The organism is Kitasatospora sp. NPDC048296, assembly GCF_043201815.1.
Taxonomy (GTDB): Bacteria; Actinomycetota; Actinomycetes; order Streptomycetales; family Streptomycetaceae; genus Kitasatospora.
Map to the genome: position 1 here is coordinate 1 of NZ_JBICZB010000001.1, position 24515 is coordinate 24515.

Genomic DNA, 24515 nt, shown 5'->3' on the forward strand with positions numbered 1-24515 from the left:
ACAGTGATCTTGGCCGACACGGTTCTAGCAGGAGCTCCGTCCCATTTCAGGCGACTTGACGCAACCGCCCAAGGCTCTATCTACACGGCGTTGGGCCTAGATCGGCAACGAGTGCAGCCGCACCGCGCCCGCGGGCCACTCGGCACCGTCGCGCAGCGGCGCCCAGATCGTGCGCAGCGGCATCGCCAGCGGGCGGTGCTCCCAGAGCCGCCGAGGAACATCGGGCCGCTGACCGTGGCCGCGGGCTATACGGCGGCGCAGGCCGAGGCGCGGATCGGCGGCGACTTCTTCGCGGTGCAGGAGACACCGTTCGGGGTGCGGATGATCATCGGCGACGTGCGGGGCAAGGGCCTTGCGGCTGTGGCCGCCGTGTCGATCGCGATCGGAGCCTTCCGGCAGGAGGCCGAGTACGCTCCCAGCCTGGTCACATTGGGACGGAGGATGTGCGGCTGCCCCCGGGGGCCTCGCTGCTGCTGGTGACCGACGGCGTCACCGAGGCACGGGACAAGCGGGGGGCCTTCTACGATCCGCTCGCCTCGGAGCGCATGCGCAGGCTGTTCGGTGACCCCGATGCGGTGGTGGATGCCCTCACCGAAGACGTCGGCCACTGGACCGAGGGCGAACGCGGCGACGACATGGCCATCCTGGTGGTCACCCGGTGCCACCGCCCTCCCCGCGTCGCCTGATCAGGGGCATGATCCTCGCCGGGCTCGACGACCGCACCAGCGCTCAGGACCACCTCCGCCACGCAGGCCCTACAGCAGCATCGCCTCGAACCGGTACTCCGGTGCGGTCAGTGGCTGCTCGGCCCAGATGATCTTGCCGCGGGCCGTGTACCTGGTGCCCCACCGCTCGGCGATCTGGGCCACCAGGAACAGGCCCCGGCCACCCTCGTCCATGGTGGCGGCGTAGCGCAGGTGCGGAGCGGTGCTGCCGGCGTCGGAGACCTCGCAGACCAGGCTGGTGTCGCGCAGCATGCGCACGCGGATGGGCTCGGCACCGTAGCGGAGGGCATTGGTGATCAGCTCGCTGAGGATCAGCTCGGCGGTGAAGCCCAGTTCCTCCAGTCCCCAGGCGGTCAGCTGGTCGCCGCATGCGTTGCGGATGCGGGAGACGGCGGCGAACTCGTACGGCACGTCCCAGGTGGCCACCTGGGACGGCTCGAACAGCCGCGTGCGGGCGACGAGGAGGGCGATGTCGTCGCTCGGGTGCGGCGGGACCAGCGCGTCGGACACGGCCCGGCAGATCTCCTCCGGGGATCCGTCGGCAGGGGCCTGCGCCAGGGAGCGGTGCAGCGCGGCGAGTCCGTTCTCCAGGTCGCGCTCGCGGCCGGTGACGAGTCCGTCGGTGTAGAGGACCAGTGCGGTGCCGGGTGCCAGCCGGAGTTCGGTGGTCTCGAAGGGCAGGCCGCCCACACCGAGTGGTGGCCCGGCGGGCAGGTCCACGTACTCCACGCTGCCGTCGGTGCGGACCAGGGCGGGCGGTGGGTGGCCCGCCCGCGCCATGGCGCAGTGCCCGGAGACCGGGTCGTAGATCACGTACAGGCAGGTGGCGCCCGTGACCGCCCTCGTCCTCTCGTCCTCGGTGGGTTCTCCCTGGTCGAGGCGGGCGACCAGTTCGTCGAGGCGGGCGAGCAGCTCGTCCGGGGGCAGGTCGAGGGCGGCGAAGTTGAGGACGGCGGTGCGCAGTCGGCCCATGGTGGCGGCGGCGTGCAGGCCGTGGCCGACGACGTCGCCGACGACCAGGGCCACGCGGAAGCCGGGCAGCGGGACGACGTCGAACCAGTCCCCGCCGACGCCCCGCTGCGCGGGCAGGTAGCGGTAGGCCACCGCCAGGGCGTTCTGCTCGGGCAGCCCGCGGGGCAGCAGGCTGCGCTGCAGTGCCTCGGCCATCCGGTGTTCGCGGGTGTAGCGGCGGGCGTTGTCGACGGACATCGCCGCGCGGGCGACCAGTTCCTCGGCGACGGAGACGTCCTCCTCCCCGAACGGTGCGGACTGCCCCGCGCGCCAGAAGGTGGCCGTGCCCAGGGCCAGGCCGCGCGCTTTGAGCGGAGCGGAGATCAGCGAGTGGACCCCGTACGCGAGGATCCGGTCGGCGGTCTGCGGGTCGCGTGCCCGCCAGGCGTGTGCCTGGCGCAGGTCGGCGGCGAGCGAGGCGCGCCCGCTCCCCAGGGCGATGGCCTCCGGTGTGCCGGGCAGCGGGCTGATCTGCGAGCCCACCGGGTAGAACGGCCGGTCCTCGCGGATGCCGCCGGCGGCCACCCGGCGGATCCGCGGGCCTCCCGCGACGCCTGTGCCCGGGAGCGGCTCGTCACCACGCAGCACCGCCTCGGCCAGCTCGACCGTGACGAAGTCCGCGAAGCGCGGCACCACCGCGTCGACCAGCTCCTGGGCGGTCCGCACGATGTCCAGGGTGGTGCCGACCCGCAGCCCGGCGTCGTAGAGCAGCTTCAGCCGGGCCCGCGCCGTCTCGGCCTGCCCGGCCAGCGCCCGCAGCTCGGTGGTGTCCCGGATCGTCGCAACGCTGCCGGCACCGCCGCCGAACGGCGCGGTCGGACGGTTGTTCACAGCGAGCAGCCGCTCCTCGGCCGGGTACACCTCGTCGGTGGCGGCCCGCCCCGACGCCAGCAGCTCGGCCAGCCCGGGATCGAGTCCCAGCTCGGTGACCGGCCGCCCCTCCAGCTCGTCCGGCAGTTCCAGCAGCCGCCGGGCCTCGTCGTTCGCCAGCAGCGCCCGCCCGTCCCCGCCGACGATCAGCACGCCCTCGCGCACCGCGTGCAGCACCGCGTCGTGGTGGTCGTACATCCGCGTCATCTCGGCCGGGCCCAGGCCGTGCGTCTGGCGGCGAAGCCGGCGCCGCACCAGCACCGCCCCGCCCGTGCCCACGGCGAGCGCGGCCGCCGCGCCGCCGAACAGGACCGGCAGCTGCCGGCTCACCGCGCCGGTCGTGTTCTTGACGTAGTACCCCACCGAGAGGAACCCGGCGACCGAACCGTCCGGCCTGGTGACCGCCACGGTGGTGTCCACATCGGGTCCCAGCGGTATGTTCTCGGTCGTGGTGTACGGCCCTTTCAGGGAATCCTGGTAGTCGCCGTAGACGTGCTGTCCGATCAGCTCGGGATGGGCGGTCTGGGCGTAGCGGGTCCCGTCGGTGCCGAAGATCACGATGTAGTCGAAGCCGCCGCTCTTTTGCACGTCCAGGGCCAGCGGCTGCAGCACCGCCGTCGGATCGGCGCTGTCCAGAGCAGCCGCCAGCCCGGGATAGCGCGCCAAGGTGACGGCCGCGGCGCGCGTGCTGTGCCCGGCATCACTCGTCGCGTAGCTGTGGGCCTGCAGGACGAGCGTCGTCAGGGCCGCGCCGACCAGCAGCACCACCACGACCAGCAGCCACAGGAACACCTGCCCGGCGACACTGCGCGCCCGCAGCCGCGAGCGCAGTCGCCCACGAGCGGACCGGTGTTCCTCCGGTCCGTCCTGTGCCTTGCTCAAGGGCATGCTCCCTGTGTGCGTCCGGGCTGTCCCCGCGCATCCGGGTCCCCTCCTCCACGCTGCCACCCGGCCCGAGGAGACGCACGCGCGAAGCCCACGGCGGGCAGGACGGATCGCCGACCGGGAACCGGTGGCTGCCCGGACCGCTCAGCGGTCCGGGCCTTCGCCGTCCGCCCCCGCACGTTCGCCGCCGGACGCGCGCAGCGCCTGCGCCTCGGCCGAGGCCTGCCGCGAGAGCGGCTTGTGCCGCCAGCCGTCCCGGCAGGCGGGGACCTGGGGGCGCGCCAGGCGTGCGGGGCGCTCCAGGGCGCTCGTTGCGGCGCCGTCGGCCATGGTCCGGGCCGACCCGGGCGGCGCGAACCGGTGGCGGGCGATGACGGCGCCCGTGGGGGTGGCGATCGACAGGTACGGCTCGTCCAGCCGGTGGTGGACCGTCACCAACGCGCCGGCGAGGTCGGGCTGGACCGCATAGAAGCTGTCGCGGTACGGCACCAGCCCCTGGGGGTCGACGACCCGGTGCGTGCACAGTCGCGCGGGGAACGGGGTGTCCGGCAGGGCCGGCAGCCGATGGTCGTCCTGGGTGTCCTGGCACCGTGCGAGCCGGTCCAGCTCGTCCTGGGCACCGGTCAGCCAGATGTCACGGGCGGAACCGTTCCACCAGTCGCGCAGCACCGCGCCCCGGGCCTCGTCCGGCGGGTCGACGTGGTCGGCCGGACCGAGCTGGACCGCCGCGCCGTAGTAGCGGGCCACCTGCGCGAAGGCCGGCTTCGGCTGGCCGGTCGAGACGGTGCACGCGACCGGCGTCCGGCCGAGCCGCCAGCATCCGGGGGTGCCACCGAACCGGCGCAGCACCCGGTCGATCGCCTCCACCAGGTGCGGGAGGTCGTCGCCGTCGCTCAGCACGCCGCGCCAGCGACCGGAGGTGGTGAGGGTGCCGATCAGCAGCTGCACGTGGGTACCGCACCCCCACCACGCCGGCGGGGCGGGCAACCGGAGCCAGTCGAACCGGATCTCCTGGCCGCCTCGTGACGCGTCCGCCGGCCCGCCCGGATACCCACCGGGCGGGCAGTGCGTACAGGGCTGACGCAGCACGTGCCGACGGAGCGCCCGGGTGAAGGTGGAGTAGGCGCCGACGTAGCCGAGCTCGACCACCTCCACGAACAGCCGGGTCGCCAGGAGGTGCGGGTCATCGGCCAGCCGCTGTCGGCAGTAGGGCAGGAAGAGCAGGAACGCGTCCGGCGTCGCACTGCGCACGCCCGCGACCCGGCCACCGCCGAGGTAGGACCGCACCGTTTTGCGATCGCGCCCCAGATGCCGGGCGATCGCCGAGATCGACCAACCCTGGAGATGCAGCTCCCGCATCTCCAGATATTCCTTCCTCGCGAGCATTCCAGTCCCCTTGCCGAAACCGGCTAAAAAATCATGCCGGGTGCATGTGGATGGCGGATTCCTCCAACGAGCCAAAGACCTTACATGAGTATCCGGAAGATGCGAAGCGGGCAGGATGTCTATACCACTGATTCGTTGAGAATTCCGGGGAGGACGCGACCTCCGCGCGCGCCACCCCGTCGCGCCACCCGGGGAGAATCGCCAAGCAGGTGCGGGCAGTTATGAACATATGACCACCATTCCGCTGGGTGGGGAATTTTCGGGAGCACCATACGGAATCTTTAATCCGGCAGCCCCGGTGGATCGACCGAGGAATTCCATGTAGCATGCCCGAAATGAGCTATTAAAGGTCGCCCGGATTGCGGATATTCGATGGGCCATCCCCGTCGTTGACCCGGACATGGGTGTAATTCGTCAATGGCAAAATTTGCCCCCGGCAGACCGGGAGCCCGTATGCAGCGTCGGCAGCTGGCTTTTTGTGCCCGACCGTCGAAATGCCGCGGGAGACGTGCAGTGCGGCTACCTGGCACGCAACGGGGAGCGCGTCGTACTGGCGCACTGCTCCCGGCTGCTGGCCGACTTCCTACGGACGATCCGCCACCTCCAGGAGAGCCACGCCCAGCGTGCCGGCTCCTCGGCCCCGGCCGAATGCTGACCCGCGCGACTCGGCGGCGGGCGAGCAAGGCAGCGGACGGCACAACGTTGGGAGATGGCGATGTACGACCCGATGGGCGAGTCCTCCGCCTGGTTCGGGACCGGGGCCAGCGTCCTCGGCGTCCCGACCACCGAGGGATGGGTCAACTGGGACAGCGGGCAGCCCGGGCCGCCCCACCCCTACGCAGTGCTGGACGACCTCAGCCTGCTCGACACCGTGCCGCACCACGGCTACGCGTCGCTGGACGACCTCGACCTGCTCGACACCGTGCCGCACCAGGCGACGCGGGAGCCCGCTCCGTCCGTCCGGCACCGCCGCGAGCAGTCGGCGACGTCGTGGCCGCTGGTCTTCCGCAAGCTGTTCGGGGTGCTGACGGCCGTGACGGTCACCGCCGTCTGCGTGCTGGACTGGATGCTCTGCTACAACCCGCTGCGCGACCTCGCCGGGTCCCGGGTGCCGCACGGAATGGACCACCTGTGGCCGGTGATCATCTACGGGCCGTGGCTGGTGGGCAGCCTCTCGACGCTGCGCAGCACGCTGGAATCGCGCAGGCTGGTGCACGCGTGGGTCGTGGTGGTCGTCTTCTCCGGCATCGCGACGGGGTTGTGCTCCTTCGAGGTGTACCGGACGTCCCTCGATCCGCTCGACATCATCGTCGCGGGCCTGCCGCCGATCACCTCGGCCGTCTGCCTGCACCAGCTGGTGCGTCAGATCGCATCGGCCTCTCGTCCCAGCCGTCCGTCGCCACGACACACCACCCGGGTGTCGCGGCGGCGAAGGCGCTGAGCCCGACCGAGGGCCCGCCCCCGCAGGCCCGTCCAGCCGTCGTCGCGCGACCGTGACACCGACCGGCGGATGCGGGAAACGCTGATGGCCCCTGGTCGCGTTCGCCCTGGTCACGTTCGCCCTCAACCCTCCGTGCCGCCGATCCGAGCGGCAGTCGGACAAGAAGACCACCCGGGCCGCCGGCCGCGGTCACGGGGCGGAACGCGGTCGACGGTCTCGGGGCGTCTCCGCGTTCTCGAAGGCCCCGACCGGGTTCCGGTCGGGGCCCTCGTCGCTCCCGACCCGGTCCCCCGGCGCGGCGGCGGCGATCCCCTGTCGATACGGGCTTCTGCTCGGCGGGTCGGGTATGTCATCATGCGATGACATCGTCTGATGACATCGCATGATGACAGCCGTCAGACACTCGATCTCCGACAAGGGAGGGCGCGTCCATGGAGACCCGAACGGGCCTGTCGACGCGACGTGAGCGGGCCCTGGTGCCCGTGCTGGTGTTCCTCAGCGCCGTGGTGGCGGTGATCAGCAGCCTCGGTGCGCCGATGATCCCGACCATCGCGGCCGTCGACCACGTGTCGCTCGCCGAGGCGCAGTGGTCGCTGACCATCACAATGCTGGTCGGGGCGGTCGCCACCCCGGTGCTCGGACGGCTGGGCGACGGGCCGGCCCGGCGTACGGCCACCCTCGCCGCCGCCGCCATGGTGGTGGTCGGCAGCGTGCTGGCCGCGCTGCCGCTCGGCTTCGACTCGCTGATCGCCGGGCGCGCGCTGCAGGGGGTCGGGGTCGGGCTGACCCCGCTGGCCATCGCCACCGCGCGGGACGCGCTGCCCGGCCCGGCCTCCCGGTCGGCGGTCGCGCTGCTCTCCATCACCACCGTCGCCGGCGTCGGCCTCGGCTACCCGATCACCGGCCTGATCGCCCAGTCCTTCGGCATCTACGCGGCCTTCTGGTTCGGCGCCGTGATCAGTGCGCTGGCCCTGGCGCTGGCCGTCCTGGTGCTGCCCCCGACGACGGACCGCGAACGGCGCCCGCTGGACGCGCTCGGCGCGGTGCTGATCGGGCTGGCGCTGGTCGGACTGCTGCTGGTGCTCAGCGAGGGCGAGAGCTGGGGCTGGGCCAGCGCTCGGCTGTGGACGGTGGCGGGCGCCTCGGTGCTGCTGCTGGTCGGCTGGGTGTGGCACGAGCTGCGCACCGCCCACCCGCTGGTGGAGCTGCGCAGCCTGACCAACCCCGTGGTGCTGACCGCGGACGTGGCCGCCCTGGTCGCGGGCGTCGGGATGTACCTGCTGTTCTCGCTGGTGATCCGCTACGTCCAGACCCCGGCCAGCACCGGCTACGGCCTGGGCGCCTCGGTCGTGGTGGCCGGCCTGGTGCTGCTGCCGTTCTCGGCGCTCAGCCTGCTGTCCAGCAAGGTGGTCCCGACCCTGGCCCGGCGCACCTCCTCCGCCCTGGTGCTGCCGCTCGGCTGCGCGGTGTCACTGGTCTCGGTGCTGGTCTTCCTGTTCGCCCGTGACCACCTGTGGGAGCTCCTGGTGGTGATGGGGATCGCCGGGCTCGGCGTCGGCTGCACCTTCGCCGTGATGCCGGGGCTGATCGTCAACGCGGTGCCCGCCGACGAGGTCGGCAGCGCGGTCAGCTTCAACCAGCTGCTGCGCACCGTCGGCTACTCCACCGGCAGCGCGCTGTGCGGCGCCGTCCTCCAGGCGCACACCGCGCCGGGGCAGCTGCTGCCCGCCGACAGCGGCTACCGGGACGCGGCACTGATCGGCTGCGCGGTGTGGGTGGTGATCGGGCTGACTACGATCGTCCTGCCGCGGCTCAGTGCCGCGACCGCCGCCCGCAAGGGTGCCCGCGTGGACGAGGAGCTGATGGTGGAAGAGAGCATCGCCGACGGCGTGGCCGGCGAGGGCGAGGTGCCCGTGCTGCGGGCCGGAGCCGAGCGGTGACCGAGGCGGCCCCCGGGACCGACGGGCCCGCCGTCGTGGACGGCGGACAGCCGGAACCCGCGACCCCACGACGCCGGGACGCCGCCCGCAGCCGGGAGCTCCTGATCCGGGCGGCGATGGAACTCTTCGCCGACCGTGGCTTCGAGCGCACCACCATCCGGGAGATCGGCGACCGGGCCGGCGTGGACCCGGCGCTGATCGCCCGCTACTTCGGCGGCAAGACCCAGCTCTACCTGGCCACCGTCCGCATGGAGCTGGGCGACTCGGCACCGGCCGACCTGCTGGACGACGACCGCCTGCGCACCCTGGTGGAGCGGCTCACCCGACGCGGCCCCGGCCCCTCCTTCATGGCCGCGGTCCTGCCCGGCGACAACACCGAGGTCCAGCAGTCCGCGCGCACCTACCTCCACGAACGGATGGTCGAGCCGCTGCACCGCCGCTTCGCCGCCGAGCACGTGGACCGCCCCCAGCTGCGGGCCGAACTCGCGGCGGCAGCCTTCGCCGGGATCATCCTGGCCCGCTCCAGCGGGGCCTTCGCCGAACTCGCCAAGGCCGCGCCCGAGGAACTGCTGCCACTCCTCCACGACCTCCTGGCCGCCAGCCGCCCGACCGCCTAGCGGGGGAGGGCGGCCGACCCTCCCCCGCGCCCCCCGGGCCGGGCCGTCGTCCTGGCGGACCGGTCCGCTAGGAGGGCTGGTCGACCAGCAGCTGGACGCCGTCGAGGATCCGGGCGAGGCCGAACTCCAAGGGGTCGACCGGGTCGGGGGCGAAGGCGCCGGCGGCGATGGCGCGGGTGAGGGTGGGGAAGCGGTCGGCGTGGCGCTCCAGGAGCTCGCCGGTGAGGCGGTTCCACTCCTGGCTGTGCTGCTCGTCGAAGTCGAGGTCCTGCTGGACGAGCGTGCGGACCAGGCCCGCGACCAGAACGAAGACCCGGTGCTGCTCGGCCGCGGTCAGCCCGCTGGGCTCCAGGGCGGCGAGGGCCGCGTCGAGCCAGCCGAGCTGGTTGGGGCCCATCAGCTGACGGCGCATGGCGGTGGCGGCCAGTAGCCAGGGGTGGGCGCGGTGGGTCGCCGCGGACCGGCGGGCCCACTCGGTGATCCGCTCCCGCCAGCCGGTCCCGGCCGTCGACAGGTCGGGGGCCTCGGCGAGCACGGACTCGACCATCAGCTCGATCAGTTCGGCCTTGCCGGGCACGTAGCGGTAGAGCGCCATCGCCGAGACGCCGAACTCGGCGGCGACCTTGTTCATCGAGACGGCGTCCAGCCCCTCGGCGTCGGCGATCACCACCGCGGCCGCGGCGATGCGCTGGGGGGTCAGGCTCGGCTTGGGCCCCCGGGTCGGCTGGTCCTGCTCGCCCCACAGCAGCGCGATGCCCGCGCGCAGGTCACGCGCCTTCTCCCTGGCCATCCGACGCTCCCTCTCAGCTGGTGTTCCGCGGTGCCCCGTTGACACCGCCCAGAACTGTATATACCTTAAACACATCTGCTGACGCGATAAACAGTTTGGGGGATACACCATGCTTGCCACCGTCGCCACCCTCTCCGCCGCCGCTCTCGCCACTCCCGTCGCCGGACTGCTGGGCTACCGGCAGCTCAAGCGCGCCGCGTTCGCCGAGCGGCTGCGGATCACCGGCCCGAAGGGGATCGAGGAGGCCGGCTTCGTCCGGATCGGCGGCATCGACCAGTGGGTCTCCATCCGCGGCGAGGACCGCGACAACCCGGTGATCCTGGAGATCCTGGGCGGCCCCGGCGCCTCCAACCTGGTCTTCATCCCCCGCACCCGGGGCTGGGAGAAGCACTTCACGATCGTGCGCTGGGACATGCGCGGCGCCGGCTTCACCTTCGCCGCCACCGGCCCGCAGGGGCAGGGCGAGTTGAGCCACCAGCGGCTGTACCACGACGCCCTGGAGGTCACCGAGCACCTGCGGACCCGGCTCGGCATCGACCGGCTGCTGCTGGTCGCCAACTCCTTCGGCACCGTCCTCGGCCTGCGGCTGGCCCGCAACCACCCCGAGCTGTACTCGGGTTACGTCGGCACCGACCAGAACATCATCGACGGCGGCCGGGAGCGCTCGGTCTACGACGCGCTCGTGGGCCGACTGCGCGCGGCGGGCCGGAAGAAGGAGAAGGAGCTGGCCGCCGCCCTGGCGATGGGCGCCGACCGGTCGACGTGGACCACCAAGGACGTCGGCGAGTACAACAAGCTGGTCCTCACCAGCGACCCGCTCTCCTTCGACACCATGAAGACCGTGGTGGTGCGCTCACTCTGGTTCTCGCCCCTGCACACCCTGCGCGGCCTGCGGTCGTACCTGAAGGCCATGGAGTTCTCCGAGCGCCTCCAGCTGGAGGCCGCGGCCTTCGACGAGCGCGCCGAGGGGACGGAGTTCCGGATCCCGTTCTTCGTCTTCCAGGGCGACAGCGACGTCCTCACCCCGCCCGAGCCGGCCAAGCGCTTCTTCGACGAGGTCACCGCGCCGGTCAAGGAGTTCGCGCTGATCCGGAACGCCAGCCACTTCGCGAGCTTCCGCCACCCCGACCAGTTCCTCGACCTGATGCTCACCGTGGTCCGTCCGGCGATCGCCGCCCAGCCGGTCGCGCGCTGAGCGCGGCGGCAGCCGTCACTCGGCCACCACGGCTATCTCGTGGACGGCGTTCCGGTCGCCGGTGAGCGGCTGGACCCGCCCGGCGGAGTCGGTGGCCCGGCAGCGGACGCGGTGCGGGCCCGGGGCGAGCTCGCACCGGAGCCGGAAGCGCTGCCAACTGGGGTGCGGGCCGCGCCGGTCCAGCTCGGCGGGCTGCCAGTCGGCGTCGTCCACGGCGATCTCCACGGCCGTCACCTCGGTGGAACTCCAGGCGTAGCCGGCCAGTTCGCAGACTCCGGCCGGGACGGACCGCCCGTCGCGCGGGGTGAGCAGCTTGCTGCTGACGTCCTTCTCGCGGACCGGACGGGCCTCGCTCTCCCCGGGCAGGACGCGGGTGTAGAGGCGGGTGGTGAAGAGGTGGTCGGGGCGCTCGGCGGCCAGCACGATCCTGGTCAGCCACTTGACCGAGTTGGTGCCGAACATCAGGGGCGCCACCGCGCGCACCGGATACCCGTGGTCGGGGCGCAGCGGTTCGCCGTTCATGGTGTGGGCGAGGACGACCTCGGCGCCCGCCCGGTCGAGGGGCAGGTCCTTGAGGTAGCTCACGCCGCTCTCCCCCGCGAAGTCGCCGCGGTCGGCGCCCTCCAGCCAGACGTGCCGGGCCTCCGGACGCGGGCCGGCCAGCTCCAGCACGGCGGCGAGCGGGACGCCGGCCCACTCCAGGTTGGTGACGGCGCGGGTCGGCACATCGGGGCGCAGCGGATTGCCGAAGCACTCGTGGACGGCGGTGAACCGGGTCTGCGGCAGGCCCTGGAGGCTCGGGAAGTCCAGCCGCAGGGGCCGCTCCACCAGGCCCTCGACGGTCAGCGCCCAGGTGGCCGGGTCGAGCCGCGGGTGCGGGCCGAGGTGGTTGCGGACGAAGACGTCCTCGACCGGAGTGGTGAAGCGGTCGGGTGTCTCCGGATCGGTCCTGATCATTCGTCATGCCCCCGTGCAGTGATCACTGTTGCCGTGATCGACGGTACAAGGAGCCACTGACAGCGGGCCTTCCGGTTGCAGTTCAGGCCCTGGAGGCCCGTGCCTCCGCCATGAGTTCGGCCACCGTGGCCGCCTTGTGGTCCGAGTAGGCGAGCAGGCGCCCGGCGGCCCGGGCGGCGGCCCGCTTGGCGCGGGCGTAGCGGACGGCCGCCTCCGGGTGGGCCCGCAGGTGGTCGCGGAACAGCAGGTTGTCGGTCCACAACCGCCCGCGCAGTACGACCACATGGACGTTGGCCGGCTGCTCCGAGCGCCGCCTCAGGTACTCGCGGCCGGGGACGCCCGCCTCGCCCAGGTGCTCGAAGCCGAGCCCGCGGACGTACCCGACCACCGCGTCGACGTCCCCGGCCGCACAGCCGATCTGGACGTCGAGCACCGGCTTGGCGTCCAGGCCGGGGACGGAGGTCGAGCCGATGTGCTCGACCTCGATGTACGGGCCCGGCTCCCCGAACCCTGCGGTGAGCTGTTCCACCAGGGCCCGGCCCCGGACCTCCCAGACCGGGTCGTACGGGACGAGGTGGACCGGTTCGTCGAGGTCAGGCGCAGTGGACACGACCAGGAGGGTAGCGGCCACGGGCCCGGGCCGGCCGGCCCGGATGTCCGATTCCTTCAAGACCCCCCGCCCGAGCCCCGCCTAGCGTGGCGACCATGAACAGCACACCCGCACCGCAGCTCGCCTTCTTCGGCCTCGCCGTCTCCGACATGGCCGCCTCGGTCGCCTTCTACCGGCGGCTCGGCATCGCCTTCCCGGAGGGCTCCGAGCAGGCGCCGCACGTCGAGGCCGAGCTGCCCGGCGGGCTGCTCCTGGTGCTCGACGCCGAGTCCACCATCCGTTCCTTCCACCCCGGCTGGCGGCCGCCGACCGGCAACGGCCGGGCCGCGCTGGCGTTCCGCTGCCAGAGCCCGGCGCACGTCGACGCGGTGTACGAGGAGCTGACCGGCGCCGGGTACCACGGCGAGCTCAAGCCCTGGGACGCCTTCTGGGGCCAGCGGTACGCGACGGTGCACGACCCGGACGGCAACGGGGTCGACCTGCTCGCGCCGCTGGCGCAGTAGCTCCACCGCGCTGGCACTACAGCAGCGCCGTCACCGGCTGTCCCGCCAACTCCCGCACCTCGCGGGCCAGATGCGCCTGGTCCGCGTAGCCGGTCCGGGCCGCCGTCTCGGCGAGCGGGACGCCGGAGCGGGCCAGCCCGAGGGCGCGCTGCAGGCGCAGGATCCGGGCGAGGGTCTTGGGGCCGTAGCCGAAGGCGGCCAGCGAGCGGCGGTGCAGCTGGCGGGCGCCGAGCCCGACCGCCTCGGCCGTCGCCGCGACGCTGCGCCCGGCCGCGAGCGCTCCGGCCACCGCCCGTACCAACGGGTCCTCCGGCTGCGCCTCGGCGGCCAGGCGCAGCGCGAGTCGCTCCAGCGCGGCGGCCGGGTCGGGCGCCGCGTCGATCCGCCCGGTCAGCCGCCGCACCTCGCCGCCGGGGCGCAGATCGGCCAGGTCGACCCGTTGGTCGCGCAGCGCACAGGCCGGCACCCCGAGCAGCGCCGGAGCGGCCCCGGGCCGGAACCGGACGCCCGCCCACGGGCCCCGCAGCCCGGGTCCGGGCCGGAACGCCCGGGTGTCGGGGCCGGCGACCAGCAGCCGACCCTCCGTCCACAGCAGGTCCATGCAACCGTCCGGCAGCACCAGCCCGCCCGCGCCGTCGCCCGTACGGTCGGCGCCCTTCGTCCACAACACCGCTCCGGGCAGCCGGGACGCGCGCTCCGCGTAGTCGGTGAACACGCTTCGAAGGCTACGCCCCGGACGGGCCGACGGGCCGACGAGCCGACGGCCCCGGCCGCGCGGGGCAGCCGGGGCCGGTGGGGTACCGCCGGCGGGGCTCAGCCCACCGGCTCGACGGCGGGCTCGGTGGACTCCGCCACGGCCTCCCGGCCGCCCGTGCCGCGGTCGCGCATCAGGACCAGGGTGAGCACCGCCGCCGCCAGGACGGCGACGCCGCCGGCCGTGAAGGTGGTCGAGGTCGCGGTGTTGAAGGCCTCCCGGGCGGCGTTCGCCAGGGCCCCGTCGCCGGTGGAGGCGGAGAGGGCGAGCGCGTCGGTGACGGCGTGCCGAGCAGGGGCGGGGGCACCGGCCGGCATCGAGCCGGTGTAGGTGCTGGAGAGCACGGTGCCGAGGACGGCCACGCCGAGCGCGGCGCCGGACTGCTGGATGGTGTCGTTGAGCGCGGAGCCGACTCCGGCGTGCTCGCCGGGGATCGCGCCCATCAGCGCGTTGGCGGCGGCCGGCATGCCGAGGCCGGCGCCGACGCCCAGCACCAGCATGGCCAGGGCGACCTTGGTGAAGCCGTCGCCGACCGAGAGCGTGGCCAGCAGGGCGAAGCCGCCCGCGATGATCACCATGCCGACCGAGGTCAGCACGCGCGGCTGGAGCTTCTTGCCGAGCACGGCGCCGATCGCGTTGAAGGCGAGCGAGGCGATGGCCAGCGGCATGAAGGACAGGCCGGCGTCGGTGGGCGAGAACTCCAGCACGAACTGCAGGTACTGGGTGAGCACCAGCATCAGGCCGCCGGTGGCGAAGGTCAGCAGGACCAGCGAGAAACTGGCGCCGGTGAAGACCCGGTTGCGGAACAGCTTGAGCGGGACCATCGGCGAGTCGGTGCGAACCTGCCGGACGCCGAAGCCGATCAGCGCGGCCACCGCGACGGCCAGCGCGCCGAGGGTGCCGGCGTCGGTGAAGCCGTCCCGGGGCAGCACGATGATCGACCAGACCAGGGCCGTCATGCCGACCATCGAGAGCAGCATCCCGGGCAGGTCGGGTCGGCGCCACGGCCCCTTGGACTCGGGCATCAGCACGACCGCCGCGACGATCGCCATCGCCGCCACCGGCACGTTGACCAGGAAGACCGCGCCCCACCAGAAGTGCGCGATCAGCGCGCCGCCCAGCACCGGGCCGCCGATCAGGCCGACCATGGCCACCGCGCTCCAGGCGGCGATCGCCTTGGGCCGCTCCTCGTTGTCGAAGACGGTGATCAGGATGGACAGCGTGCTGGGCATGATCAGTGCGCCGCCGACACCCATCAGGACGCGCCCGGTGATCAGCTGGCCGGGGCTGGTGGCGACCGCCGCGACCAGGGAGGCGGCGCCGAACAGCGCCAGGCCGATGATCATCACTTTTCGCCGTCCGAAGCGGTCGGAGAGGCTGCCCGAGGTCAGCAGCAGCCCGGCGAAGACCAGGATGTAGGAGTCGATGATCCACTGGATGTCCTGCGCCCCGGCCTTGAGGTCCTCCGCGATCGGCGGGACGGACACCGTGAGCACCATGTTGTCGATCACCAGCACCAGGCTGCTGAGACAGAGCACGACCAGGATGAGCCAGCGACGCGGGTGACGTTCCACCGTGATCCCCCTTCGGTTTCGGCCGCGCGAAAGTGTCGTCGAGGGCACACCGTCCGCCCACCCCGGCCGTACGGTGTGCGCCATTCCGAACACCGTACGGCCACCGTACAGTGTTCGCAACGCCGTACAGCGTGCGGCGCGGCTTTATGCTGAATCGGAAGAACCCGGACCGAGAGCGAGGAGGGCCGATGGCGGCCAGGTCAGAGGACACATCGTCGGACGGTCGACCGGACCCGACCGGCTTCCAGTCGCCGTGGAACCGCCCGCCGCGGCGGCGGAACCAGCCCGCCCTCAGCCGCGAGCAGATCGTCACCGAGGCGCTCGCACTGCTGGACTCCGACGGCATCGAGGCGCTGAGCATGCGCAAGCTCGGCGCCCGCCTCGACGCCGGCGCCACCTCGCTCTACACCCACGTCGCCAACAAGGACGAGCTGCTCGCCCTGGTCGTCGACCAGGTCTTCGGCGAGCTCCCGCTGCCGCCGGCCGAGGGCGCCGAGGACCCCAAGGTCTGGCGCGCGACCGTCGTCGACTGCGCCGACAGCGTGCGCGCGGCCATCCTGCGCCACCCGTGGATGGTCTCGGTGATCGGCGACGTCGGGATGGTCTACCTCGGCCCCAACTGGCTGCGGGTCTCCGAGGCCCTCCTGGCCCTGATGGAAGCGGCCGGCTTCGAACTCGTCGAGGGCAACGACGCGATGAGCGCGGTCATGGGATACACCATCGGGACCGCCTGCGTGGAGGCCGCCTGGCTGAGCGCGCTGACCAGGAGCGGCCAGGACGAGCGGGTGTGGATGGAGCAGCTGCTGCCCGCCGTCCTGGAGGCCACCAAGAGCCATCCGCGACTGCACCGGCTGTACACCACCCAGGTGCAACAGGAGGTCAACGAGGGCAGCCGGGACAACAGCTTCATCCGCGGCGTCGGGGTGATCCTGGACGGCATCGAGGCGGCCCGGGCCGCACAGGGCAAGGGCTGAGCCCCGCCACCACGGCCCGGGCGGCGCACCGCGAACGCCCGGGCCGTCGATCACCGCCGAGCAGTGCCGATCTCCGCCGACCACCGCCGAGCAGCGCTCAACTCCCGCTGAGCGCCTGCACATCGGCGTACCCCGGCACCGGTCCGACCGGCCCGCCCGAGGCGACGGCCGCCGCCGTGGCCACCGCCGCCGCCAGCGCCGCCCGGTAGAGCAGCGAGCCCAGACTGACCCGGGCCACTCCGAGCTCGGCCAGTTCGGCGAGGCCCGGGCCGGTCGGCGTCAGCAGGATGTTGAGCGGGACGGCGACCCGGCCGACCAGTCGGGCGATCACCGCCGGTTCGGTCACTCCGGGGACGAACACGCCGTCCGCGCCCGCCCGCTGGTAGACCTCCAGCCGCCGGACGGCCTCCGGCTCGGGGTCGTCCTGCCCGCACCAGTAGGTGTCGGTGCGGGCGTTCACGAACAGCTCCGGCACGGCCGCCTTCACCGCCGCGACCTTCGCCGCGTGGACGGCGGCCGGTGCCAGCGTGCCGTCCGCCCGGCCGTCCTCCAGGTTGATGCCGGCCACCCCTGCCTGCGCCAACTCCACGGCCAGCGCCGCGACTTCCTCCGGGTCGTCGCTGAAGCCGGACTCCACGTCGACGCTGAGCAGGAAGTCGTCCCGGCCGAGCCGGCGGGCCAGCCGTACGGTCTCCGCGCGGGTGGCGGCGGCACCGTCCGGCAGGCCGGCGGCGGCCGCCACGCCCAGGCTGGTGGTGCCGATCGCCGGGTAGCCCTCGGCGGCGAGGGCGACGGCCGAGGCGTGGTCCCAGGCGTTCGGGAGCAGCAGCGGGCGGCCGGGGCGGTGGTGCAGCGCGGCGAACGGGGTCATCGGGTGACCTCCGGGTTCAACTCGCCGACGGAGTCCGCGTAGTAGCCGGACGCCCCGGCGAGGTGGCAGACGATCTGACGGAAGCTCCAGCCCGCCCCCGGCGAGTCGTCCAGGTGCTTCTCCGGCAGCGCGGCGACCCGCTGGGACCAGATCCGCCCGAGCCGGGTGAGCCGGCTGCGGGCCTCGTCCAGGTCGGCGACGGTGAACGGCGCGAGGTCGGCCGGGGTGGTGACGTCGGAGGCGTGCCAGTGGTCGGGCTCGGCCGGCTCGCCGGCCAGTCGCGCCTCCAACTCGGCCAGGTGGTCCAGGAGATGGTCGGCGACCCGGCGAACCACCTTGTGCGGGGTGTAGGTTCGCCCGTCCGCGTTCACGATCGGGCGCCCGTCCCAGGTCGTCCAGGTGGCGGCGAGACCGAGGACGTGTTCCATCATCTGCGGGATCAGGGCGGCGAGTTCGGCCTGATCGACGTCCTGCGAGGGCGGCACCGAGTCGTCCGCCGGATCCGAGGAGCCGTACAGGATGCCCTCGGCGATGACCAGCGCGTGCGAGCGGCCCGGGCAGAGCCGGGGCTCGGCGCCGAAGGCCAGCGGCTCGCGGTCCGGCCGCTGGGCGGCCGCGACGTCCAGCAGGACGTGCGCCCCGGCGGGGACGGCGACCCCGCCGACCTCGGTCGCCCGGGCGGCGAAGCGGCGCATCTCCCGGACGGGCGAGTCCTCCCGCAGGGCGCCGGCCAGGCCGTCGGGGTGCCGCCGGGCGTGCTCGACCAGGGTGGCCGTGGCGTCACAGGCCTGGACGAGCAGGCCGATCCGGTTGGCCGCCGTCTCCTCGTCGGCGTCCCCCATCGCGGGCAGCAACCGGGCGACCGCCGCGTCCGCCTCCGGGTCGTCCGGCGCCGGTTCGAAGTACGCCCGGGACACCGCTTCCACGTCCCGCGCGACGGCCTCCGGCTCGGCCAGCCCGAGCGCCGCAGCCAGCACCCGGACCACCCGCAGCCGGACGTCCGTCCCGTAGCCGCCCGCCGCCGCGACCCGCAGCGCGGCCGGGTCCAGCCGTTCCAGGTCGGCCAGCACCAGCGCCCGCCGCCGGGCGTGCGGCCCGCCCGCGCTGAACCGGGCGACGGCGGCCCGCAGCCAGGCCACCGTGCCGTACGGCCCGGGCGGCGCGGGCGGCGGGACCAGCGCCGGGTCGGCCAGGGCCGCGGTCACGTCGTCGTACCGGGAGAACTCGATTCGGATCACCGTGGGATCACTCATGCGGCCATCGTGGCCCCGGCTCGTTTCGGTCCCGGCCGAACTGTGCCTGCGCGACCATGGCGGTATGCCCGACCATGGACGCATGCCGCCGGCCCACCGGGGCTCCTCGCTCGCCGCCCTCGCCGCCCTGCTCGCCGACCCCACTCGCGCCGAGTTCTGCTCCGCGCTGCTCGACGGCCGCGCCTGGACGGCCGGCGAGCTGGCCCGGACCGCAGGGGTCGCGCCGTCCACCGCCAGCGAGCACCTCTCCCGGTTGATCGCGAGCGGGCTGCTGGCCGAGGAACGGCAGGGGCGGCACCGGTACGTCCGACTGGCCACCCCGGCCGTCGCCACCCTGATCGAGGACGTCACCGTCTTCGCCGAGACGGTCTTCGCCGAGGCCGCCGGGCTGCCGGACCGGGCACCCCACACCCTCCGCGAGGCCACCCGGCAGAGCGCCGAGGCCCGCGCCCGGACCTGCTACGACCACCTGGCCGGCCGCCTCGGCGTGGCCGTCGCCGACGCGCTCCTCGACCGCGGCCTGGTCAGCGACGACGCAGGCCTCGCCGTCACCGAGCGCGGCCGCGCCTGGCTGGCCGCGCAGGCGATCGAACTGCCGCCGCGCGCGGGCCGCCCCGGCGGGCGCCCGGTGGTGCGCGGCTGCCTGGACTGGACGGAGCGCCGCAACCACCTCGGCGGGGCGCTGGGCGCGGCACTCTGTCGCACCGCCCTGGACCGCGCCTGGGTGGAGCGGATCGGCTCCGGCCGGGCCGTGCGGGTCACCCCGGACGGCGGCCGGGCGCTTCGCGAACTGCTCGGGGTCGAGATGTCCTGAGCCCGCGAGGCGCTCAGGTCGCCGTGGTTGCCCAGGGTCTCGACGAGGTCCTCCCGCTCCCCCGTCAGACGTCCACGGTCCTGGGCTGCTCGCCCACGGTCCGGCCGAGGTCGATCAGGCCGAAGGCCGCCCTCTGCTGGTCGCCGACCGCCGCGAACCGGCCGAACGGGCTGTCCATCGGCCCGGCGTACACCGTGCCGCCGCGCGCCCTCAGCCGCTCGATCGCGGCGTCGGTGTCGTCCACGGCGAAGTAGACGCTCACGTACGAGGGCGCCTCGGGCGGCAGGAGGTCGCCCTCCGCCCCCTTCCGGCCCAGCACCGGCCGGTCGCCGACCTGGAACATCCGGTAGTCCATCTGCTCGGAGTCCATCTTCTTGGTGCCGTACGGGAAGACCGCCGGGAAGAAGGCGTCGGCCTTGCCGGGCTCGCGGGTGACGATCTCGGCCCAGCTGTACGCGCCGGGCGCGCCCTGCTTCTCGAAGCCCTCGAAGGTCCCGCCCTGCCAGACGCCGAACACGACCCCGCCCGGGTCCTTGGCGAACACCATCGTGCCGACGTCGCCGATCGCCGTCGGGCCCGTGACCACCTCGCCGCCGTTGGTGCGGATCCGCTCGGCGGTGGCGGCGGCGTCCGGGGAGGCGAGGTACAGGCACCAGACGGACTGCGTCTGGTAACCGGGCATCGGCGGCACGAGCGCGGCCACCGCCTTGCCGTCCGAGTACGCCGTCGTGTAGTTGCCGAACTCCGACGAGCTCTCGCCGAAGGTCCAGCCGAGGACGTGGCCGTAGAAGGCCTTGGCGCCCTCCACGTCGGTGAACATCGCGTCGGCCCAACAGGGTGTGCCCTCAGGTAGCGCAGCCATCTCTCAGCCCTCGTCCGTGACGATGCGGGCGCGCGCCGGAAGGCGCGCGCGGCCCCCGACTCGCCAGCCTAGCCACGACGAGGCGCACCCGCGCGGGCTTGTACGCGCGGGTGCGCCTCGGGTGCGCCTCGGGTGCGCCGCTTCAGTTCGCCGGGACAGCCCCGCTCAGCGGCGGGCGCAGCGAGGCCGTGCCGAGGCCGGTCGGTCCGAGCGGCACCGCGCCGGTCACGGCGGCGGCGCTCGGCTCCGGGTCCGGCGCGGCAGCGGGTACGGGCACCGGCGGGACGGGAGCCGTCGGAACCCTCAGGGCCGCCGCCAACGCCTCGGCTACCGCAGCCACCTCGGGCGCCGCCGCCCGCGCCCGGACCGCCTCCGCGAGGTCCCGCTCGGCACCGAAGTGCCGCTCCAGGTCCTCGGTGCGGTACCGGCGGCAGTCCTGGTGCCACTTCAGCACGCCCGCGAGCCAGTTCTCCAGCTCCGTGACGTACCCGTCGAGCAGCTCCCGGGCGGCCGCGTCCAGCCCGAAGTCCTCGTACAGCACCGGGAATTCCTGCTGTGCGACGTGCCGGAACTGCTCCAGCCGGGAGTGCATCAGGTCGTCGACGATCCTGACCGCCGACGGATAGTCGCAGTTGAAGAAGTTCTGCACCACCAGCACGATGTTGTGCAGCTCGCCCTCGTACTCGATCTCCTTCTGGTACGAGAAGACGTCGTTGATCATGCACGCGTAGTCCATGGCGGAGTTCTCCAGCGCGCGCATCGAGCCGTGCCGGTACACCTCCTCCGGCACGGCCTTGCCGTGCGACAGCCGGCTGAGGCCCGTGGTGAGCTCGGAGCCGAAGGTGGTGCGGCGCATCTCCAGGTAGTCGACCGGGTCCGGGATCCGGTTCTGGATCTGGTTGCTGAGCTCCCAGATCCAGCTGTCCGTCATCACCTCGACCGACTCGCGGAACCTGCCCCGGGCCTCGACGGTCATCGGGCCGGCGGTCCGCTGCCAGATGTCGGCGAGGCCGCGCTCCAGCGCGTTGACCGGCTCGGGCACGGGACCACCGTCCAGCGGCATGAACAGCGACAGCCGGGCGTTGGCGGCCTTGGCGCCGGCCAGGTCACGGGTGCGCCCGAAGACCTTCGGGTAGTAGTCGTCCGCCCAGGTGCCCCAGGCCAACCAGGCCGAGGAGACGTCGAGCTGGTCGGCGGTGGCGTCCGGGTGGATGCCGGCCGCGCAGAGCGGGAGGTCGTAGTCGCGCATCGACTCGGCGTCCCAGATCCCGGAGCCGGGGACGTCGGGGTGCCCGGCCAGCATTCCGACCCGCTCGGCCCACTCGATCACCCGCTCCCGGGCGCCGTCCAGGTGCGGGCTCAGCGACAGGCTGAACGGCAGCTTGAACTCGGGCAGTCGGGACGGGCCGACGGGCTGGAACGGCACGTGGCCGTGCGAGCGCGCCCGCCGCTCGGCAGCGGGGGCGGGGAGGGCGGCGGGGGCCGCCGCCTTCTCAACTCCCTTGCGCAGGACGTCCAGCGCCGAGGTTCCGATGCCGCCGATCGCGTACTGGTCCCACCAGTTGCCGGAACCCGGCAGCCCGGGCAGCCCGCCGCCCGTTCCGGGCGTCGCGTCGTCGGCCGAACCCGCCGCCGCGCCACCGCCGTTCACACCCCCGCCGTTCATGTAGCGACTGGAGCGCATGTGCCACTCGTGCCCGCCGGCCTGCCAGTCCTGCAGGCCCTTGACGTACGCCATCACCCGGGCGCGGCCCTCGGCGTCGAGCCCGGTCTCCGTGAACAGCACCGGCAGTTCGGTGAACACCGTGTTCTCGAACTGCTGGAGCCGCGAGGTGAGCAGGTCGTTGACCGCCTCGGCGGCCTCCTGGGTGGAGCACTCCAGGAAGCGCTCCAGCACCAGGATGCCGTTGCTCAGCTCGCCCTCGTCCTCGACCTCGCGCTGGTACGAGAAGATGTCGTTGCGCAGGTGCACGCCGTCGGAGAAGGCGTCCATCAGCACCCGCAGCGCGCGCGAGCCCGAAACCTCCTTCGGCACCTCGGCGTCGGCCGCGTACTCGACCAGCTGCGCGGACCACGGAGCGCCGCCGACCTTGCGGCGCATCTCGATGTACTCGACCGGGTTGGCCACCCGGCCGGCGTTGATGTTGGAGAGCTCCCACAGCGACTCGTTGAGCAGATTGCGGGTGCTCTCGGCGAAGCGGATCCGCCAGTCCTCGCCCATCGCCGGCACGGTGCGCCGCCACAGGTCGGCCAGGCCCGCCTCGACCGGGTTCTCCGGCTCGGGTGTCGGGGTGGTCGGGTCGGCCGGCATGAACAGCGGCAGCCGGTCGAGGTGCGCCTTGCCGCCCTCGCGGTCGTTGGTGCGCTTGTACATGTCGAGGAAGTGGTCGTCGAAGAAGAAGACCCAGACGTACCAGTCGGTGACCAGCGACAGCGCCTCGGCGGAGGTGTCGGGGTGGGTGTAGGAGCAGAGCAGCCCGTAGTCGTGGGCCTCCAGGTCGGCCTGGTCCCAGATGCCCGATCCCTCCAGCATTCCCATCTCCCGGGCCCAGTCGGTGGAGTGGGCCCGTGCCTCGTCCAGATGGGGGTTGAGGCGCGCCGGGTGCGGCACGTAGAAGGACGGCAGTTCGAACGGCTGGGTCACGGCGGGCGAGCCTTTCTGGACGCGTCGTTTGGACCAAGAATGACCCGCCGTCAGGCCACCGCACCGGCACAACAGAAACAGTCATATGAGATGACCAGCCTTCTCGTTCACCCCCACACCCGCCCGGCCGAGCGCGCACCCGACTCCCCACGGGGCCATCGGCGCATGGGCGGACCGCTCGGCGGTCCGCCCATGCGCCGATGGCCCCCGTCAGGCCGCGAGCCCCAGGATCAGGGAGGCGGCGGCGGGTGCCATGTAGATGAGGGGGAAGGGGATGTGGGCGTAGGCGCGAGCGCGGGCGACGGTGACGACGGCGCCGAGGAAGTAGAGGATGATGCCGACGGCGGCGGCGTAACCGAGGGCCGGGACGGCGAGGCCGACCAGGAGGCCGAGGGCGCCGGCGGCCTTGGCGACCCCGAGCCAGGTCCACCAGGCACGCGGGACACCGTACTCGGCGAGGGGCCCCACGACGTACTCGGCCTCGGCGAAGACCGAGTACGCCGAGAAGCCGACCATGAGGGCGCCGAGGACGGTGACGATGGTGTGGGCGACGGACATTGGTGTGCTCCCCATTCGGTGACTGGTCGGTCGGACACAGCACTGACCCGGCACGCGTCGCGGATGTGACCGGCGCGGACAAAAATTTTTCCGCGTCCCCTCCGAACGGCCCCCAACAACCGTTCCGCCAACGAACAATGCAGGCCTGGCAAGGCCGGGCCACCAAGACTTCCCCGGCTACGGGCGTGTTGACGGCGTCCGCCCACGCCGCGTCCACCAGACTGGGCGCCGACCCGACGTCAACTCCGAGGAGGGCAAACCCCATGAACGTCACCGTCCGGCTCGCCCAGCAGCCCGAGGCCGACGAACTGCTCGGACGGAGTGCGCTCGCCGCGCTCGTCGGCATGCTGCTGGACCAACAGGTGCCGATGGAATGGGCGTTCACCGGCCCGCTGACCATCGCCCAGCGCCTCGGCCGGGACGACCTCGACGCCCACGAGATCGCCACCTACAGCCCGGAGGAGTTCGTCGCCCTCCTCTCCGCGAAACCGGCCGTCCACCGCTACCCGGCCGCGATGGCCAAACGGGTGCAGCAGCTCTGCCAGTTCCTCGTCGCGCAGTACGACGGCAACGCCGCCGCGCTGTGGAAGGACGCCCGCACCGGCAAGGAGCTGCTCAGCCGCCTCAACGCCCTCCCCGGCTTCGGCAAACAGAAGTCGCAGATCTTCCTGGCCCTGCTCGGCAAGCAGTACGGGGTACGGCCGGAGGGCTGGCGCGAGGCGGCCGGCGCGTACGGCGAGGAGGGCTCGCACCGCTCGGTCGCCGACATCACCGGCCCCGATTCCCTCACCCTGGTACGGGAGTTCAAGCAGGAGATGAAGCGCGCCGCGAAGGAGGCGAAGGCCGCCGCCAAGCCCCGCACCACCTCCCGGACGACCGCCGCGGCCGTGCCCGGCACCCGCTGAGCCGACCGGAGGACGACGGCACCGAAAACCGATTGCCCCGCCCCGCTCCACCGGGCGACGCTTCCGGCATGACCGCATCCACCCCCGCACGCCACAGTGTGTCCGCGTTCTTCACCCCTGACGGGCGCCTGACCGGCCTCCCCCGCAAGGCGGCCCGCCGGGAGCAACTGCTGGCCCGTCTCGCCGAGACCCTGTTCGAGCCGGGCCGCAGCTACACCGAGGCCGAGGTCAACGACGCCCTGCGCACCGTGCACGACGACGCCCCCGCCCTGCGCCGCGACCTGGTCGAGGCCGGCCACCTGGCCCGCCCCAAGGACGGCAGCAGCTACCAGCGGGTCCGGGCAGCCGAGCACCCGTAGCCGGCGTGCAGTCCCGG

Annotated in this window: 23 protein-coding genes and 1 pseudogene; 12 read left to right on the plus strand and 12 right to left on the minus strand. The window is 73.1% G+C overall.

Annotated features, from left to right (window positions below; genetic code table 11):
• Positions 1 to 480: pseudogene (locus ACGF12_RS00005) on the plus strand (serine/threonine-protein phosphatase); the annotation flags it as partial.
• Positions 477 to 686 (plus strand): SpoIIE family protein phosphatase, encoded by a 210-nt coding sequence (locus ACGF12_RS00010; protein WP_393023137.1) that lies wholly within the window; start codon positions 477 to 479, stop codon positions 684 to 686. The pseudogene ACGF12_RS00005 and the gene ACGF12_RS00010, both read left to right, overlap by 4 nt.
• A 69-nt stretch (positions 687 to 755) precedes the next feature.
• On the opposite strand, the gene ACGF12_RS00015 is transcribed toward ACGF12_RS00010, so the two are convergent.
• On the minus strand, positions 756 to 3494 hold the full coding sequence (locus ACGF12_RS00015; protein ID WP_393023140.1) for a SpoIIE family protein phosphatase: 2739 nt from the start codon (positions 3492 to 3494) through the stop codon (positions 756 to 758).
• Between the two features lie 141 nt (positions 3495 to 3635).
• On the minus strand, positions 3636 to 4850 hold the full coding sequence (locus tag ACGF12_RS00020) for an IS21 family transposase (protein ID WP_393023143.1): 1215 nt from the start codon (positions 4848 to 4850) through the stop codon (positions 3636 to 3638).
• A 535-nt stretch (positions 4851 to 5385) separates the two neighbouring features.
• Here ACGF12_RS00020 and ACGF12_RS00025 point away from each other — a divergent pair.
• The 4 genes from ACGF12_RS00025 (at position 5386) to ACGF12_RS00040 (ending at position 8875) form a co-directional block, all read left to right on the plus strand.
• Entirely contained in the window at positions 5386 to 5532 is a 147-nt protein-coding gene (locus ACGF12_RS00025; RefSeq protein WP_387613679.1) for a hypothetical protein, read from the plus strand.
• Between the two features lie 54 nt (positions 5533 to 5586).
• The gene (locus ACGF12_RS00030; RefSeq protein WP_393023146.1) at positions 5587 to 6318 is read left to right on the plus strand and encodes a hypothetical protein; all 732 of its coding nucleotides are present in this window, start codon (positions 5587 to 5589) and stop codon (positions 6316 to 6318) included.
• 431 nt (positions 6319 to 6749) lie between these two features.
• Positions 6750 to 8258 (plus strand): MFS transporter, encoded by a 1509-nt coding sequence (locus ACGF12_RS00035; RefSeq protein WP_393023149.1) that lies wholly within the window; start codon positions 6750 to 6752, stop codon positions 8256 to 8258.
• Positions 8255 to 8875, plus strand: a complete 621-nt coding sequence (locus ACGF12_RS00040) for a helix-turn-helix domain-containing protein (RefSeq protein ID WP_393023152.1) — start codon at positions 8255 to 8257, stop codon at positions 8873 to 8875. Before ACGF12_RS00035 ends, ACGF12_RS00040 begins: the two co-directional genes overlap by 4 nt.
• A gap of 67 nt (positions 8876 to 8942) precedes the next feature.
• On the opposite strand, the gene ACGF12_RS00045 is transcribed toward ACGF12_RS00040, so the two are convergent.
• Positions 8943 to 9665: a TetR/AcrR family transcriptional regulator gene (locus tag ACGF12_RS00045; RefSeq protein ID WP_387613669.1), complete on the minus strand. Its 723-nt coding sequence runs from the start codon at positions 9663 to 9665 to the stop codon at positions 8943 to 8945.
• Between the two features lie 109 nt (positions 9666 to 9774).
• Between ACGF12_RS00045 and ACGF12_RS00050 the strand changes: the two genes are divergently transcribed.
• Positions 9775 to 10860, plus strand: coding sequence for an alpha/beta fold hydrolase (locus tag ACGF12_RS00050; protein ID WP_393023156.1), 1086 nt, complete (start codon positions 9775 to 9777; stop codon positions 10858 to 10860).
• A 15-nt stretch (positions 10861 to 10875) separates the two neighbouring features.
• Here the strand turns inward: ACGF12_RS00050 and ACGF12_RS00055 are convergent, their stop codons facing one another.
• Together ACGF12_RS00055 and ACGF12_RS00060 are read right to left on the minus strand one after the other, a co-directional pair.
• A complete protein-coding gene (locus ACGF12_RS00055; protein ID WP_393023159.1) occupies positions 10876 to 11817 on the minus strand; it encodes a molybdopterin-dependent oxidoreductase in 942 nt (313 codons plus the stop codon).
• 82 nt (positions 11818 to 11899) lie between these two features.
• Positions 11900 to 12427 (minus strand): GrpB family protein, encoded by a 528-nt coding sequence (locus ACGF12_RS00060; RefSeq protein ID WP_393023162.1) that lies wholly within the window; start codon positions 12425 to 12427, stop codon positions 11900 to 11902.
• Positions 12428 to 12522: 95 nt separating this feature from the next.
• On the opposite strand from ACGF12_RS00060, the gene ACGF12_RS00065 reads away from it, so the two are divergent.
• Entirely contained in the window at positions 12523 to 12930 is a 408-nt protein-coding gene (locus ACGF12_RS00065) for a VOC family protein (protein ID WP_393023165.1), read from the plus strand.
• Positions 12931 to 12946: 16 nt separating this feature from the next.
• Here ACGF12_RS00065 and ACGF12_RS00070 read toward each other — a convergent pair whose 3' ends face one another.
• Together ACGF12_RS00070 and ACGF12_RS00075 are read right to left on the minus strand one after the other, a co-directional pair.
• Entirely contained in the window at positions 12947 to 13645 is a 699-nt protein-coding gene (locus ACGF12_RS00070; RefSeq protein ID WP_393023168.1) for a helix-turn-helix domain-containing protein, read from the minus strand.
• Between the two features lie 98 nt (positions 13646 to 13743).
• Positions 13744 to 15258: an MFS transporter gene (locus ACGF12_RS00075; RefSeq protein ID WP_393023171.1), complete on the minus strand. Its 1515-nt coding sequence runs from the start codon at positions 15256 to 15258 to the stop codon at positions 13744 to 13746.
• 188 nt (positions 15259 to 15446) lie between these two features.
• Here ACGF12_RS00075 and ACGF12_RS00080 point away from each other — a divergent pair, with 188 nt between their 5' ends.
• Entirely contained in the window at positions 15447 to 16232 is a 786-nt protein-coding gene (locus ACGF12_RS00080; protein WP_393023173.1) for a TetR/AcrR family transcriptional regulator C-terminal domain-containing protein, read from the plus strand.
• Positions 16233 to 16329: 97 nt separating this feature from the next.
• On the opposite strand, the gene ACGF12_RS00085 is transcribed toward ACGF12_RS00080, so the two are convergent.
• Positions 16330 to 17103 (minus strand): isocitrate lyase/phosphoenolpyruvate mutase family protein, encoded by a 774-nt coding sequence (locus ACGF12_RS00085; RefSeq protein WP_393023175.1) that lies wholly within the window; start codon positions 17101 to 17103, stop codon positions 16330 to 16332.
• Entirely contained in the window at positions 17100 to 18356 is a 1257-nt protein-coding gene (locus ACGF12_RS00090; RefSeq protein ID WP_393023177.1) for a hypothetical protein, read from the minus strand. Before ACGF12_RS00090 ends, ACGF12_RS00085 begins: the two co-directional genes overlap by 4 nt.
• Before the next feature lie 82 nt (positions 18357 to 18438).
• Between ACGF12_RS00090 and ACGF12_RS00095 the strand changes: the two genes are divergently transcribed.
• Complete coding sequence (locus tag ACGF12_RS00095) at positions 18439 to 19170, plus strand: ArsR/SmtB family transcription factor (protein WP_393023917.1); 732 nt, start codon at positions 18439 to 18441, stop codon at positions 19168 to 19170.
• Between the two features lie 64 nt (positions 19171 to 19234).
• Here ACGF12_RS00095 and ACGF12_RS00100 read toward each other — a convergent pair whose 3' ends face one another.
• The 3 genes from ACGF12_RS00100 to ACGF12_RS00110 all read right to left on the minus strand — a co-directional run bounded on the left by ACGF12_RS00100 (position 19235) and on the right by ACGF12_RS00110 (position 23234).
• Positions 19235 to 20032, minus strand: a complete 798-nt coding sequence (locus ACGF12_RS00100) for a VOC family protein (RefSeq protein WP_393023180.1) — start codon at positions 20030 to 20032, stop codon at positions 19235 to 19237.
• 142 nt (positions 20033 to 20174) lie between these two features.
• Complete coding sequence (locus ACGF12_RS00105) at positions 20175 to 22676, minus strand: germacradienol/geosmin synthase (protein WP_393023183.1); 2502 nt, start codon at positions 22674 to 22676, stop codon at positions 20175 to 20177.
• A gap of 210 nt (positions 22677 to 22886) precedes the next feature.
• Positions 22887 to 23234 (minus strand): DoxX family protein, encoded by a 348-nt coding sequence (locus ACGF12_RS00110; protein ID WP_393023186.1) that lies wholly within the window; start codon positions 23232 to 23234, stop codon positions 22887 to 22889.
• A 263-nt stretch (positions 23235 to 23497) separates the two neighbouring features.
• Between ACGF12_RS00110 and ACGF12_RS00115 the strand changes: the two genes are divergently transcribed.
• A complete protein-coding gene (locus tag ACGF12_RS00115; protein ID WP_393023189.1) occupies positions 23498 to 24139 on the plus strand; it encodes an HhH-GPD-type base excision DNA repair protein in 642 nt (213 codons plus the stop codon).
• A 68-nt stretch (positions 24140 to 24207) separates the two neighbouring features.
• Positions 24208 to 24498: a DUF2087 domain-containing protein gene (locus ACGF12_RS00120; RefSeq protein ID WP_393023192.1), complete on the plus strand. Its 291-nt coding sequence runs from the start codon at positions 24208 to 24210 to the stop codon at positions 24496 to 24498.
• The last annotated feature ends 17 nt before the right edge of the window (positions 24499 to 24515 follow it).

Coding starts and splice junctions, on each gene's coding strand:
- ACGF12_RS00085 (WP_393023175.1), bottom strand. CDS start 17,103: ATGACCCCGTTCGCCGCGCTGCACCACCGCCCCGGCCGCCCGCTGCTG.
- ACGF12_RS00095 (WP_393023917.1), top strand. CDS start 18,439: ATGCCGCCGGCCCACCGGGGCTCCTCGCTCGCCGCCCTCGCCGCCCTG.
- ACGF12_RS00045 (WP_387613669.1), bottom strand. CDS start 9,665: ATGGCCAGGGAGAAGGCGCGTGACCTGCGCGCGGGCATCGCGCTGCTG.
- ACGF12_RS00090 (WP_393023177.1), bottom strand. CDS start 18,356: ATGAGTGATCCCACGGTGATCCGAATCGAGTTCTCCCGGTACGACGAC.
- ACGF12_RS00080 (WP_393023173.1), top strand. CDS start 15,447: ATGGCGGCCAGGTCAGAGGACACATCGTCGGACGGTCGACCGGACCCG.
- ACGF12_RS00050 (WP_393023156.1), top strand. CDS start 9,775: ATGCTTGCCACCGTCGCCACCCTCTCCGCCGCCGCTCTCGCCACTCCC.
- ACGF12_RS00030 (WP_393023146.1), top strand. CDS start 5,587: ATGGCGATGTACGACCCGATGGGCGAGTCCTCCGCCTGGTTCGGGACC.
- ACGF12_RS00015 (WP_393023140.1), bottom strand. CDS start 3,494: ATGCCCTTGAGCAAGGCACAGGACGGACCGGAGGAACACCGGTCCGCT.
- ACGF12_RS00110 (WP_393023186.1), bottom strand. CDS start 23,234: ATGTCCGTCGCCCACACCATCGTCACCGTCCTCGGCGCCCTCATGGTC.
- ACGF12_RS00120 (WP_393023192.1), top strand. CDS start 24,208: ATGACCGCATCCACCCCCGCACGCCACAGTGTGTCCGCGTTCTTCACC.
- ACGF12_RS00020 (WP_393023143.1), bottom strand. CDS start 4,850: ATGCGGGAGCTGCATCTCCAGGGTTGGTCGATCTCGGCGATCGCCCGG.
- ACGF12_RS00100 (WP_393023180.1), bottom strand. CDS start 20,032: ATGGCTGCGCTACCTGAGGGCACACCCTGTTGGGCCGACGCGATGTTC.
- ACGF12_RS00035 (WP_393023149.1), top strand. CDS start 6,750: ATGGAGACCCGAACGGGCCTGTCGACGCGACGTGAGCGGGCCCTGGTG.
- ACGF12_RS00115 (WP_393023189.1), top strand. CDS start 23,498: ATGAACGTCACCGTCCGGCTCGCCCAGCAGCCCGAGGCCGACGAACTG.
- ACGF12_RS00065 (WP_393023165.1), top strand. CDS start 12,523: ATGAACAGCACACCCGCACCGCAGCTCGCCTTCTTCGGCCTCGCCGTC.
- ACGF12_RS00055 (WP_393023159.1), bottom strand. CDS start 11,817: ATGATCAGGACCGATCCGGAGACACCCGACCGCTTCACCACTCCGGTC.